Origin of the sequence: Dyella sp. GSA-30, assembly GCF_027924605.1 — a bacterium.
In the GTDB taxonomy this organism is placed as follows: Bacteria; Pseudomonadota; Gammaproteobacteria; order Xanthomonadales; family Rhodanobacteraceae; genus GSA-30.
This window is the reverse complement of record NZ_AP027042.1, coordinates 3,385,174-3,398,818: the sequence shown is the minus strand read 5'-3', so window position 1 is coordinate 3,398,818 and position 13,645 is coordinate 3,385,174. Positions and strand designations below refer to the sequence as shown.

Sequence of the window (13,645 nt, the reverse complement as noted above, 5' to 3'; positions counted from 1 at the left end):
CGCTCCTTCCGGCTCTGTGAAGCGCATAACTTCCAGCCGAAACGTTTATCAGTCTTACGATGTTACCGTCCGCGACAGACACTGGCGGTATATCGTCGAATGCTCACCTTGATGCACCTCGGTCTGCGCAACGGGCTCGGCGCCCATCCGCAGGTAGAACCTGTGCGCGGGTGCCAACGCGGCGCCCACGACGATCTTGAACTCCGTGTTGCCGCGGCTTTCGAAGAATTCTGTCAATCGTCGATAGAGCGTCTCGGCCAGATGCTGGCCCCGGCACGCAGGATCGAGCGCGATACTTAACAGTTCGGCACGCGGCCAGGATGGCGATTGGTCGCTGCCCCGGCTATAGCGCAGGATTTCGAGCATGCGCCAGATCCGCCGGGGGAAAAACAACGAAGGCAGCAACGCCAACGCCAAGCGCGGCGTATGGTAGAACATACGGCGATAGATCGACCCCATACCCATGCCACCCGCCACGAAACCAACCACCCTGTCGTCGCGTTCTACCGTCAGCAGCACGCTGTCGTCACCTTCATCGATCACTTGATAAAGCAACGACACGAAGCCAACACCAAGCGTCGAAAGAAAACCCTGGTCGATATTGGCGATATGTAACTGCGCCACCTGGCGATAGAATTCACGCTTGCTCATGGCATACCTGACCGCATCAGATCCCGAACGCCGCGGCCAACTCAAGCGGCGGTGACGGCAAGTTCCCGAAAACCCTCCACACCACCGTCGACTTCGGCAGCAACACGACCCAGACAGTAAGCACGATCAGCAGGAAATAGGTGCGCAAACCCTGGTTAGCGACATACCATTCCTCAAGAGCTCCCTTATACGGCGCGATGACCACGTCGTAATAGCGCTCTTGCTGCTCATGCCCATGCAACAGGTTTTCCTCATCGCGGAACACAATCGACCCGATCCCGGACAAGCCTGGCCGCACCTTTACGATCTGCGCCTGCACCACTTTCGAAAAGGCATCAAAGCAACGCTGTGTCTGCGGCCGCGGCCCGATAAGGCTCATGTCGCCTTTGAGAATATTGATCAGCTGCGGTAGCTCGTTGAGCTTGGTCTTGCGCAAGAACTTACCGACCGGCAGTACGCGCGGGTCACCCTTCACCGTCACCGTACCAGTGCCGATGTTCGGGCTGTTCTTCAGCATGGTAGCGAGCTTGAGCAAGCCAAACGGCTGACCGTTCAAACCTACCCTTTGCTGCACAAAGAAGATCTCTCCCTCGCCGGTAAGGCGCAACAGAATCATCAGTGGGACCAGCAGAGGCGACAGTAGCAATAGCGCAAGCCCAGAGAAAATCACATCGAATAGACGTTGCATGATTACATCCTGCCATCGAGGTATTTGCCGGTTTCCTTGTGTGCGAAATCCGGGATCATGTGATTGAACAGGTCGACGATCTCACCCTTCTGCCAGGCCGATCCGCTGCGAATGGAACGTATGGCTTCTAGAAAATGGCTAAGCCGGCTGGCGTCGTGGTCGGGCGCATTCTTGATGATGCCGATGCTTTCGAAGCGCTGCATATTCAATGTCTCGGCATCGGTGAAGAACTCTTCGAAATCTTTCTCGCCGGTGGTATCGCTTGAGAAGAAATAGCATGGCCACTTGCGCTGACCGATCAGTTCCGTAGCACGATCGCGCGCCTCATCTTCGCTGGCGCACGGATACGCTTCATAGCCAAGACTTTCCAGGTAACGCACTGCGATATCGGAGAATCGGGTCAAGTCCAGGCTTTCGCTCAACTTCGGAAAGAAAATGTCGCGGTTGTCGCCCAGCAGGCAAGACATCAGGCAAAGCTCGCCCGACTCCTGTGGCGTGACGAAGTAACGCCTCACGTCGTTTGGTGCCGAGATTGGCTGACGCTTGGTGAAGCGCTGATTGAATCCGTGCAGCAGCGAACCGTCGGAAAACGCTACATTGGCAAAGCGCGCGGTCGAGATTGGCAGCTTGGCGCTGGCCTGCATCAGGAACATCTCCATGATGCGTTTGCTCGCACCCATCATGTTGACCGGATTGGCGGCCTTATCGGTGGAAACGCAGAAGTATTTCTTCGCTCCACGCGCGCGTGCCAGCTCAATGGTCTTGATCGTATTCAATACATTGACTTCGATCAGCCGCATCAAGGTGAACGGGTCTTTCTCGCTGCGGACATGCTTGAGCGCGGACAGATTGAGCACATAGTCGTAGCCTCGTTCTGCCTGCATCAGCGCCTCATACTCGCGCCCACCGCAGTCGATCGCAAAAGTGCGAAAGTCACCATCGATATAACCAAGCGTGCTGCGAATATCGCGCACCAGCTCGACCATGTTGTTTTCACTGATATCCACCACGTGCAGCGCCTTCGGCCGCCGCTTGAAGATCTCGCGGGTCACCGCCTGGCCGATCGAACCGGCGCCACCGATCACCAGAAAGCGGCTCGAAGCAACTTTCGCCGAGAGATCCTGTTCTTCACGTTGCACGTCCACGTCGAATAGCGGCCGATCGCGGCCAATCATTTGCAGCACGTTCATGGCTTGGGTACCTGCAAGGTCAAGTTCTGTAAGGCATGGTCCGGAACGCTGGATGGAATATTGACCACGCGATCTTCCAGCCAGCGGGAGTTTTCCAACCCGTCGTGCTGGCAGTGCCGGTACATGTCCAGGCGCGTCATCAATCGCCAGATCGGACGGGTCATCACACCACGGCTATTGCTGTACTCGAGAAAGGCATCGCGCTCGGCAAGCGAGTCGAGCAGCAATACATTGAGCCAGTGATTGGACACAGCTCCGGCTGGCGGCTTCATAAAACGCATGCCGTTCGCATCGAAGAATGCAGCATAACGAGTAGCGATCTCTTCCTTGATACGAAGGAACTCGGGTAGCCGTTCCATCTGCGCGCAGCCAAGTGCCGCATTGAGATTCGGTAACCGGTAGTTGTAACCGGTCTCGTCGTGAACGAATTCGTAAGGGTGCGGAATCTTGGCTGTCGTGGTGATGTGCTTTGCCCGCGTCGCGAGCGCATCGTCATCGGTCAGGATCATGCCGCCGGCGCCGGTGGTGATCACCTTGTTACCGTTGAAACTGAGCGTGGCAAGCTTGCCGAATCTGCCGGTATGACGACCGCCGCGATAGCTGCCCAACGACTCGGCGGCATCCTCGACTACCGGAATGCCGTACTCGTCGCATAACGCAACGATCTCTTCGATCCGGCAAGGATGACCGAAGCTATGCATAGGCAGACAGGCAGCGATGCGCCTGGCGGTTCCCCGATTGAACGCCTGCCCTCCCCTGCGCTCCACGTGCGTCGACAGGAATGCCCGCAAGGCACCCGGACTCATCCCCAGAGTCTCGCGCTCCACGTCCACGAATACCGGGTGCGCGCCACAGTAGGCAATCGCATTGCAGGTGGCAATAAAGGTCAAGGCCTGGCTGATCACCTCGCAATCGCGCTCTACACCGGCCAGCTGCAACGCCACGTGCAATGCCGCCGTACCGTTGACTGTCGCCACTGCATACCTAGCCCCGGTGAACGCGGCGAGCTGCTGCTCGAACTCCACTACCTTGGCGCCCACCGAGGATACGAAGTTCGAATCGATGCAATCGATCAGGTAACGTTTCTCGTTACCCTCGAACACGGGACGATGCAGCGCGACCGGACCTTCGCCATAGATGCTTCGAACCATATCGATGACAGCATCGAAACGCGCGTTCGCCGACAATGCTGCTGGCGCGGTGCTTTTTGGCGTCGAGATATTCATGCGACTCCCATTTGTTCGAGCATGGATTGATTGACCTTGTGCACGTCGTACTTGGTTTCGGCGATCGCGCGCGAGCGCCCGCCCATGCGTCCGGCCAGCGCGGGGTCGTCGATGAACTGTTGCATCGCTGCAACTAACCCACTCACCGACTTCACCGGCACCAGAAAACCGTTGTCGCCATCGACGACCGTTTCGCGACAACCGGGCGCATCCGTGGTGATGACAGCGCGCCCCATCGCCATGGCTTCCAGCACCGTGCGCGGCGTGCCTTCGCGATAGGACGGGAGTACGTAGACGCTACTGGCGGCAATCGCCGGTCGCACATCGCTTAGACGACCGGCGTACTCGACCACGCCATCGGCCAACCAGCCATCCAGTTCGTGTTGTGCGATGGCATCCGGGTTCTCGTCGATCCAGCCGACCAAGGTGAAGGCAATGTGCGGATACTTGCTGCGAATGTGCCGAGCCGCTTCGGCATATTCGCGTACGCCCTTGTCACCCAGCAGGCGCGCGATGAGCAGGAAACGTGGCGACGCCGGCAACGGCACCACGGCATACGCCGCCACATCTACGCCCGAGCCGTTGACGACAAAAGACGAAGTCGTCGCGGGCAAGATGTCCAGCGTGCGAAATAGCGCCTCGTCGTCCGGATTCTGGAACAGCGCCTTATTTACGCGACGAAGGGCAAGCCGATACAGGCTTCTGGCCAATACTCGCCACAGGCCACGACTCTGGCCACCATCGCCCTGGAACGCGTAGCCCAACCCCGTGATCAGTGCATAACGCCGGGGCACCCCGGCAAACGTCGCTGCGAGCGAGCCATAGATCACCGGTTTGATGGTATAGGCCAGCACATAGTCGGGGCGAATCTTGCGCATCAGACGCCATAGATCGATCAGCGTGCGCAGATCCGCCAAGGGGTTCATGCCGGTGCGGCGCAACGGGATGTCGTGCACCGTGATACCGCGTGTCCGTAGTGGCTCATACCACTGGCTTCCCGCATCCAATCCCGGCGCTGCCACATGCACGCTCAGCCCGCGCGCAAGCAATGCATCCAGCAGCGGCCCACGAAAATGTAGGATCGAATCAGGGAAGCTGGCAATGAGGAGGAAGGTCATTCAAACAACTCGCTAAAGCTCTAGGTTGTACGCCGTCCCCCAACGGCATGCCGAAATCTGAATCGTGTTACGTCTGTTCGCCCAGCCATGCCTGGAACATCAGGATGGTCCACAAGTGATGCTGCCAATTGCGCTTGCCGCTTAAGTGCTCGTCCCACAATCGACGGATCGGCGCTGGCTGCAGATACCCTTCGCGCCGCAAGCGATCTTCGCCAAGCAGGTTTTCCGCCCAATCGCGCAGCGGCCCACGCAGCCAACTATCCAATGGGATGCCGAAGCCCATCTTCGGCCGCTCGATCAATTCCTTCGGCACATGCCGGTACAGCACCTGGCGCAATAGCCATTTGCCTTGCCCATCGCGAATCTTCAAACCGAGCGGCATGCGCCAGGCCAGTTCGACCACCCGGTGATCCAGCAAAGGGACGCGCGTTTCCAGACTATTCGCCATCGCGGCGCGATCGACTTTCACCAGAATGTCGTCGGTCATGTATGTTTGCGCGTCCATCGCCATCATCCAGTGCTCGAGACCATCTGTCTGTGGCCATGCGCGCAGATCCGTCAGCAACGTCGGCGGCTCCTGTGCGCCGATGACGACGCTGCCGGGATCGCTCCAATGACTGGTCAGCTGACGATAGAACGCCTGGCCACCCGACAGCGTCAGCACGGCGGCCAGCTTCTGCGCCTTGTCGCCCGGCGTGGCCAGATGCATGCGCTTGGGCAACAGGAACTTCGTGCTTTCGAACAATTTGTCCCAGGCTGCCGGCGACAGTGCACGCAAGCCACTGGCAGCCGCCCGGCGCGCCAACAGCGGCATCTGCTGCATACGGCCCCACACTTTGCGCGCCGAGAGGTACCGGTTATAACCACCGAACAGCTCGTCACCGGCATCGCCGCTCAGTGCCACGGTGACATGCTGTCGCGCGAGCTGGCTGACCAGGAAGGTGGGAATCTGCGAGCTGTCGCTGAATGGCTCGCAGTACATCGATGGCAAACGCGGAATGACGGCCAGCGCATCCTCGGGACGGATGTATAGCTCGGTATGTTCGGTCCCCAGATGGCGGGCGACCGCCTTGGCGTGCACGGCCTCGTCGTAGCCGCCCTCGTCCAGGCCAATGGTGAATGTCTTCACCGGCCGGCTGCTATGCGCCTGCATCAACGCAACCACGGTGCTGCTGTCGATGCCGCCACTGAGAAAGGCACCGAGCGGCACATCGGACAACATCTGTGCCTGAATGCTGCGGGTCAGCTGCGCTTCGAGCGTGTCGACGGCCTCGGTTTCCGACCCGCTAAAAGGATCGGCCAGGCCCGTCTGCACCGCGTCGTTAAAGCGCCAATAAGGCACCGCATCGACATCGCCGATCGACATGTCGTCGGCTAGCGGTATACGCAGCCAATGTCCGGGCTGAAGCTTGCGGATATTCCGATAGATGCTGTACGGCGCCGGGATGCAGTTGTGTCGAAGCAACAGGGCCAATGCATCGCGGTCAATATCGCTTCGAAATGTCTCGTGCGCGCGCAACGCCTTGAGTTCGGAGCCGAACAACAAGGTGTCGCCCTGCCAACCGTAGTACAGCGGCTTCTCGCCGAGCCGGTCGCGAGCCAATGTCAGCGCCTTGTCCTGACGGTCCCACAAGGCGATCGCAAACATGCCGACCGTGGCCTGCAAGGTGCGTTCGATACCCCACGCGACGAAGCAGGCCATCATCGTCTCGGTGTCGGAATGCCCACGCCAGGGTGGCGCATGGCCTTCCGTCGCCAGGCGCTCGCGCAGATCGAGGTGGTTGTAGATCTCGCCGTTGAACACCATCACGTAGCGCCCACCACCTGCATCCCCCACGGAGTGCATGGGTTGATGTCCGGCTGGCGAAAGATCCTGGATAGCCAGACGACGTTGAGCCAACGCGATACCTCGGGCTTCATCGCACCACGATCCATCGTCGTCCGGACCACGATGCACCAGGCGTTCGCACATGAGCTCGACCTGCCGCCTCATCGCTTCCTGTGTAACGCCGCCGCGCGGCCGCCAAAAACCGGTCATGCCGCACATCAGCGTCGCTCCATATCGAACTGCTCTACCCTGGGTGATGCCGTGCCGGTCGGCGCGCTATCGGATTGCAACAGGCTACGCAGCACGGCAGCCAGGCGCGGCGCTTGGGCCGCAAGGCTGTACTCGCGCTCGACCTGCTCGCGGCCTGCGCTGCCCATGCGTTGCCGCAAGGATGCGTCGCCTACAAGCCGCTGCAGCGCATCCGCCCAGGCAGCATCGTCGGCCGCGAGATAGCCGTTTTCGCCTTGCCGTACGATGTCCACGTTCACACCTACCGGCGAGGCCACTACCGGCAAACCGCTGGCCATGTACTGGATCAGCTTGTAGCCGCACTTGCCGCGCTCCCAGGGGCCATCGACCAGCGGCATGATGCCGATGTCCATGCGCGCGATAGTCGCTGCCTCGGTGTCTTCGGACCATTCCACCCGCTCCACCGGAATGCCGGCCAGTGCGTCGACCATCTGCGCGTTGGCACCGACCAGCAGCAGGCGCGCGTTGTGCTTCGCGCAGACCTGGGCCAGTGCATGCCGAATATCGAGCAGGTATTTCTGGGTGGCTGGAGAACCCACCCAGCCGATCACCGTTTGTTCCCTTTCGCCATGGGTCACCTTCGTATAGCGCCGGTGGTCCACGACCGTGGGAATACGCTCAACCCGCGTGGCCCTGGCCTGATTCGCACGTGCGGCAAGATAGCCGTTACCCGCGATGACGCATGATGCGTGCCGCATGACCCGATCGATTTTCTTGCCAAGAATGCGCCTTACGAGCGAACTCGATGACAGATCGTAATTGTGGAACAAGGCATCGTCGTATTCGGCCACGAACGGCGCGGCGGATCGGCGAAGCATGGATTCCAGCCAGTAAGGCAGGTAGGGAAACAGCTCGGCCTCGATCCACAGCACGCTGCCAGACGGCGCGCGAAGCAATTGAACCATACGGCGCCAGTAGTACTTCCACACGTGCTTCTTCGCAGAAAATGCACTCCCGCCGTATCTGGCCTGCAGATAGGCGTCTGGGAACAGCTCGCATACTTCGATATCGATACCTTGCTCGGCCAGCAGCGGCAGATACTGCATGCTGCGCAAGCGCGAACTGGCGCCCATCCGTGAGTATTTGGAAAACAGAATAACTTTGAGCCGCCTCATGTCGATGCACTCTTGCGCATGGCTGCGTGGTCGATGAAGAACCCCACCACCGGAAGCACGTACATCCATTGGAACGTGAAGGCTTCGATGTACGGATTGGTGTTGGACGCGACGAAGGCCGCGACAAATCCGCAGAACATGAACTTCATGCCCGGAGTGAGGTGACGCAGGATGGCCGCCTTTATCACACGGGCGATGTACCAGAAGAACAGTGACGCATAAACAAGCGCACCCACGATGCCAACCCGAAGCAAGGTGGCCAGCCAGACAAGTTCATAGCGCCATGGGTAATCGGTGCTGCGTATATACGAAACACCGATGCCATGCCCCACGCCGACACCGCCGCTATCGAGGATGCCTTGATACAAGGCATAGGCCTGCCCCGAACGGGCGCTGCCACCACCGGACGCCAGCTTGTCGGCAAAATTATTGAAAATGACCGACAGATGGATATTCGCCAGTTCGCCCAGGGCGAAAATCGCAAGCCCGCCAGCCAACAGCATCGGCAACCCATATTTGATGACCTGAGTCAGCAGCGAACGACGGCGCCGATACTCGCTGGTGCGCGGCGTAAGCATCAGTCCAAGCAACAGGCCGATGGGCACGGACAGGATTAGCGCCGATCGTCCGGAAGTGATAATGCATATGAGCAGCGCAGCCAGCACGATCAGGCGCAGCAACTTGTTGCGGATCAGCTCGGGCGAGCTGAAGAATCCGCCACATAGAAAGATCAGCGAACCGTAGACATGCATCACGGCGGCGGAGTAGCCGTCGCTATTGTTCACGTTGGCCGCTTCGGTGAAGAACGATACCGCCGCCGCACCGCCGATGTGATACAGCACGAAATAGATCGCCACGCTGATACAGCACAAAATCGCCAGCCAGACGAACCAATGGATAAGCCGTTCGGTGCCGAGCGTGAGGATCAGATGGGCCGAGACGAAAACCCACAAGAGTGGCGAGACGATGTAGATCGCCACGACCTGTGCGGCAGCGATCCATGGCGCGTCATTCAGATAGCCGACGGCGATGTAGATCAGCGTGACCATCACCGAGCATGCATAGAACAGAAAGATCGTCTTGAGCCCCGGAACCACCCGGAAACCATGCAGGGAAAATAAAAAGCAGACCGCCAACATGCCGGCCGTCGGTAGCTGCAGCGAATTGGGAATCACCACAGACAGGAATAGCAACAGCGTGGCGGCGCACATGAACAGAGTGCGCGTGGTCAGTATCCGTTGCCACGGGCTGAGCAATCGCGGCATGGCTACCGGTGTCGAGAGTTGAACGGAGCTCATAAGCGGCTCCATCCGAATGGCATGGTCGCCACCTTCCGCTCCACACCTGGCTCAACAGGCGCGACTAGCTTCGACGGCATCAACCTGGCCGATCGCGTATGCATCACGCGACCATGCCGCTTAGCCAACGATCGAACTGGCGGACCTGTTCGACCTTGCTGTAAACACCGATACCGCGTTGTTTGGCGCTGCCCGACGCGACGCCAAACAGGCGATCCAGCATTGCCGGCGCCCTGGTCTCGTCAGTCGTCAGCACCGTAGCACCCGCCCCGGTTTCGGAAAGAATATGAGAGGCCTCGTTTTCGACGCCGGAAAAACAGATCACCTCCGGTCCGGCGGCCAGGTACTCGAACAGCTTCCCGGTGGCGCAACCGACACCGTCGCCGGTAATCAATAGAAGTTGCTGGCATTGCATCATCAGATTCAAGGCGACTGGACGCGGCACCGAGTCGACCGTGCTGTATGTGCATTCCAGGCGCGAGATGATTTCGCGCTCGATGGGAGTCAGCTCTCCAACAAACAAGGCATGCGCATGCTGGCGTGCCTCCGCACTCGCATTCATTGCACGTACGAAGCATTCCAGACTGCCGATGCGACTATGGTCGCTCGCGCTGATCCGACCGAAATGACCGATCAAGCGCTTCCCAGACGGCACATGCTGCGCCATCAATTGAGCAGCTACGGCGCGGCTGTCGCCATCCTGCACGGAGAAGTCATCCGGATCGTAGCCATTGGGCATCAGCCCGACCTTTTTCTTCGGGTAACGCCGTTCGAAATCGCTCACCAGCGCGCGGCTCACCGTCGTCACCAGGCCAGATGCCGTAACAACCCGGCTCTCGACCAGTTGGCGCAACAGCGCACTGAGCCTGCCCTGCCGCCCCAGCGCCTCGAAGGTCAGGCCGTCCCTGAAATCCTGCAGGCAAGGGATGCGATGCTTTGCCGACAGGCAACGGGCAGCAACCAGCGCGTCGATGGGCGAATAGGTACCGATAACGACGCAAGCCTCGCCTTCGGCAAGGCGCGCACGGCATAACGCATCGGCCGCTTCCAGCGCGTTGATCAGCCAGGTATCGCTACTGCGTCCGAGCACACGATTGGTCGCCGCCGCCAAAAATGGCGTGGGCGACGCAAAAGCCGACAGCAACGACAATAACGAGCTGGTCGCCGACGACTCCGAGCCGACGCAATGCCCGCGAAAATTCATCACGTTGATGTCGTTGAAAGCTTCATCGCCTCCGACCGGCATGTTTGTCTCAACGGCATCCTGGCCAGTCGTGCGCGAAAAGATGAAGACCCGGTACTTCTGGAAATCCAGATACTTCAACAGGCCCTTGAATCGCTGCGACGCGATGTTGTTGGCCGTGTGATGCGTGGCAAACACGAACAGGTTGATTTTCTTGGGGTCGGTCTTGTTCAACATGGCATCCTCGACGTATCAGTCGTCAACGCTGACTGCCGTCCTGGCACCGCTCTTTACCGGATGGCCTTCCAGAAGCGCTTCGATAACGAGATCCGCGGCGTGGCCTTTCCCGTAAGGCTGCACCGCCCCGGAAATCTCGCATGCCAGCATCTGCTCATACGCCTGCCCGATGGCCACGGACGACGTGCCCACGATGCGATTGGCGCCTATCTCGACCAGCTCCACCCACTCGGTCTCGTCACGCAGGGTGATACAGGGCTTGCCATGAAAATAAGCCTCTTTCTGCACGCCGCCGGAATCGGTCAGTACCATCCGGCAATTCGCTTCCAACCAGACCATCTCGAGATAACCGACCGGGTCGATCACCCGAACATTGTCGGGAAAATGGATGCCCGCCGCTGCCATGCGCGACCGCGTACGGGGATGCAGCGGAAGGATCACTGCCGTGGGCAACGCGGCCAGACCCGTCAGAATGCCTTGCAATCTGCCGTTATCATCGGTGTTCTCGGCGCGGTGAATGGTGCACAACGCAAAACCATTGTCGCCAAGCGCATCCAGTGCCTCGGTCGCCGGCCGCCTGGCCTTTTCCCGGTAATACAATGCGGCGTCATACATCACATCGCCTGCCACGCGCACCTTGGAACCGATAATGCCCTCGCTGCGTAGATTGTCCTTTGCGCCCTCACTGGGAACCAGCAGCAGACTGGCCAGGTGATCGGTCAGTACCCGATTGATCTCTTCGGGCATGCGCCGGTTGTACGAACGCAATCCCGCTTCGACATGGGCGACCGGTATATGAAGCTTGCTCGCTGCCAGTGCGCCGGCGAGCGTGCTGTCAGTGTCGCCATAGACCAGCATCCAATCGGGCTTTTCCGATAGCAGCACGATTTCGATGCTTTCGATCATGCGCCCGGTGTTCTGACCATGCGGCCCGCCGCCGATACCCAGATGGTAGGCCGGTCTTGGGATATCCAGCTCATTGAAAAACACATCCGACATGTTGGCGTCGTAGTGCTGACCGGTATGCACCAGGACCTCCTTTACATGCTGGCGGTGCCCGGCAAGCGCACGCGAGACAACGGCGGCCTTGATGAACTGTGGCCTGGCGCCGACGACGGTTACGATCTTCATACGCTCACTCCGGCAAGCACTTCGGACAGCAGCCCGACAACCTGGCGCTGATCGTCCCACGACAGATCCGGGCCCATCGGCAGGCTGATAACGTGTTCGGCCAACCAGCTGGCCACGGGCGTCCTGGCATCGGCGTCGAACGACCGATACGCCGGCTGCTCGTTCAGCGGTATCGGATAGTGCACAGCTGTAGGAATGCCTGCGCTCTTCAGTTCGCCTTGCACAACATCGCGATGAGGCACCAATGCGGTGTATTGCGCGTACACTGAACGGTTGCCGGGTGCCAGCGCCAACGTACGCAATCCGCTTAACGGAAGACCGACCTCGTCGCTGCTTACCGGTACGGCATGCGCAACCTCGGCGAGTTGTCGCGTGTATTCCGCGCCTAATGCGTGCCGCTGCTCTACCTCCCAGGCAAATCGTGGCCACTTCGCCAGAACGATCGCGCATTGCAGCGTATCCATCCGTCCGCCCAGGCCAATGCGCGTATGCACGTAGCGCTTGCTCTGCCCATGGACCCGGATCTCTCGCGCCGCCTGCGCCAGCGTGTCGTCATCGGTAAACAATGCGCCGCCGTCGCCGTAACAGCCCAGTGGTTTGCTGGGAAAGAAGCTGCTGCAGCCGATGGTAGACATCCCGCAGCTGCGTTTGCCGTTGCGCTGCGCGCCAAAGCTTTGCGCACCGTCCTCGATCACCGGGATATGGCCGTGGTCGGCCGCGACGGCGCAGATGGCCTCCATATCCGCCAACTGCCCATACAGGCTGATCGGCATGATTGCGCGGGTTCGGTCGCCAATGCGTTCTGCAATCAAGCGGGCATCGATATTGCCGGTGTGCGGCTCGACATCCACGAATACGGGCCTGGCGCCAAGCAGTGCAATGACCTCGGCACTGGCGGCGAACGTGAATGGGCTGGTGATGACCTCGTCACCCGGCCCCACCCCCAACGCCATCAACGAAATAAGCAACGCCTCGGTGCCGCTGGCGACGGTGACGCAGTGCTTCACCCCGACAAAGTTCGCCAGAGTCTGCTCAAGCTCGGCAACTTCCGGACCCATGATGTACTGGCCGTGCGCAAGTACCTCGGCGATCCTGCGGTCGAGTTCCGGCTTGATCGCCTGCTGTTGCGTCTTCAGATCAATGAACTGCATATTCGATCTCTTTGAGAATTTTTGCCGGCGTACCGCCGATGACGCATCGGCCCTGCGGAAAGCTGCGAGTAACTACCGCGCCCGCGGCCACCACGGTTCTGTTGCCTAGGATCACGCCGGGAAGAATCACCGCGTTCATGCCGATCCAACACTTCTCCCCGATCACCACGTCCTGACCGTCTTCGTGCTCGTCCAATGCATCCAGACGATGATTCGCGGTGATGATGCCGACGTTCGGCGCGATATAAGTCCCGCGGCCGATATGGATGGTGCCCTTGAAGTTCTGCAGGTAAATTCCGGGTGATTGGAAGTTATTGATATCGTCCGGATGGAATACCAGGTTGTCCGGATTGGACACATAACAAGTCAAACCGCTGGGCCAGGGCAATGGACGTGCCAGACGAAGAATGTTTTTCTGCCATACCGAGCGCACCGCCCAGAAGTACCCGCCATAGCTGGCATCGAAATGCCGACCTTGCAGGTACTTCCGCTGGAAAAAAAGCGACAACACCAGCTTCGTCACCGGCTTGATCAGGAAACCCGTTCGCATGAGCACACGCTTGATCATCTAAGCGGCTCC

Annotated in this window: 12 protein-coding genes; all 12 read right to left on the bottom strand. The window is 59.6% G+C overall.

Annotation, left to right across the window (positions count from 1 at the left end):
• Positions 1-54: 54 nt before the first annotated feature.
• Positions 55-651 carry a GNAT family N-acetyltransferase gene (locus tag QMG46_RS14955; protein ID WP_281848626.1) on the bottom strand — a complete coding sequence of 199 codons (597 nt, stop codon included), beginning with the start codon at positions 649-651 and terminating at the stop codon, positions 55-57.
• Positions 652-667: 16 nt separating this feature from the next.
• Entirely contained in the window at positions 668-1,339 is a 672-nt protein-coding gene (locus QMG46_RS14950) for a sugar transferase (protein WP_281848625.1), read from the bottom strand.
• Positions 1,340-1,341: 2 nt separating this feature from the next.
• Positions 1,342-2,529 carry a UDP-N-acetylglucosamine 4,6-dehydratase gene (locus QMG46_RS14945; RefSeq protein WP_281848624.1) on the bottom strand — a complete coding sequence of 396 codons (1,188 nt, stop codon included), beginning with the start codon at positions 2,527-2,529 and terminating at the stop codon, positions 1,342-1,344.
• Positions 2,526-3,755: a LegC family aminotransferase gene (locus QMG46_RS14940; RefSeq protein WP_281848623.1), complete on the bottom strand. Its 1,230-nt coding sequence runs from the start codon at positions 3,753-3,755 to the stop codon at positions 2,526-2,528. The genes QMG46_RS14945 and QMG46_RS14940 overlap by 4 nt, the downstream gene beginning before the upstream one ends.
• The gene (locus QMG46_RS14935) at positions 3,752-4,873 is read right to left on the bottom strand and encodes a glycosyltransferase family 4 protein (RefSeq protein WP_281848622.1); all 1,122 of its coding nucleotides are present in this window, start codon (positions 4,871-4,873) and stop codon (positions 3,752-3,754) included. The genes QMG46_RS14940 and QMG46_RS14935 overlap by 4 nt, the downstream gene beginning before the upstream one ends.
• A gap of 67 nt (positions 4,874-4,940) precedes the next feature.
• Complete coding sequence (gene asnB, locus QMG46_RS14930; RefSeq protein WP_281848621.1) at positions 4,941-6,920, bottom strand: asparagine synthase (glutamine-hydrolyzing); 1,980 nt, start codon at positions 6,918-6,920, stop codon at positions 4,941-4,943.
• Positions 6,920-8,065: a glycosyltransferase family 4 protein gene (locus QMG46_RS14925; RefSeq protein WP_281848620.1), complete on the bottom strand. Its 1,146-nt coding sequence runs from the start codon at positions 8,063-8,065 to the stop codon at positions 6,920-6,922. Before QMG46_RS14925 ends, asnB begins: the two co-directional genes overlap by 1 nt.
• The gene (locus QMG46_RS14920; protein WP_281848619.1) at positions 8,062-9,363 is read right to left on the bottom strand and encodes a hypothetical protein; all 1,302 of its coding nucleotides are present in this window, start codon (positions 9,361-9,363) and stop codon (positions 8,062-8,064) included. The genes QMG46_RS14925 and QMG46_RS14920 overlap by 4 nt, the downstream gene beginning before the upstream one ends.
• Before the next feature lie 103 nt (positions 9,364-9,466).
• Positions 9,467-10,783, bottom strand: a complete 1,317-nt coding sequence (locus QMG46_RS14915; protein WP_281848618.1) for a glycosyltransferase — start codon at positions 10,781-10,783, stop codon at positions 9,467-9,469.
• A 15-nt stretch (positions 10,784-10,798) separates the two neighbouring features.
• Positions 10,799-11,914, bottom strand: a complete 1,116-nt coding sequence (gene wecB / locus QMG46_RS14910) for a non-hydrolyzing UDP-N-acetylglucosamine 2-epimerase (RefSeq protein WP_281848617.1) — start codon at positions 11,912-11,914, stop codon at positions 10,799-10,801.
• The gene (locus QMG46_RS14905) at positions 11,911-13,065 is read right to left on the bottom strand and encodes a DegT/DnrJ/EryC1/StrS family aminotransferase (RefSeq protein WP_281848616.1); all 1,155 of its coding nucleotides are present in this window, start codon (positions 13,063-13,065) and stop codon (positions 11,911-11,913) included. The genes wecB and QMG46_RS14905 overlap by 4 nt, the downstream gene beginning before the upstream one ends.
• Positions 13,052-13,633 (bottom strand): DapH/DapD/GlmU-related protein, encoded by a 582-nt coding sequence (locus QMG46_RS14900; protein ID WP_281848615.1) that lies wholly within the window; start codon positions 13,631-13,633, stop codon positions 13,052-13,054. The genes QMG46_RS14905 and QMG46_RS14900 overlap by 14 nt, the downstream gene beginning before the upstream one ends.
• Positions 13,634-13,645: the final 12 nt, after the last annotated feature.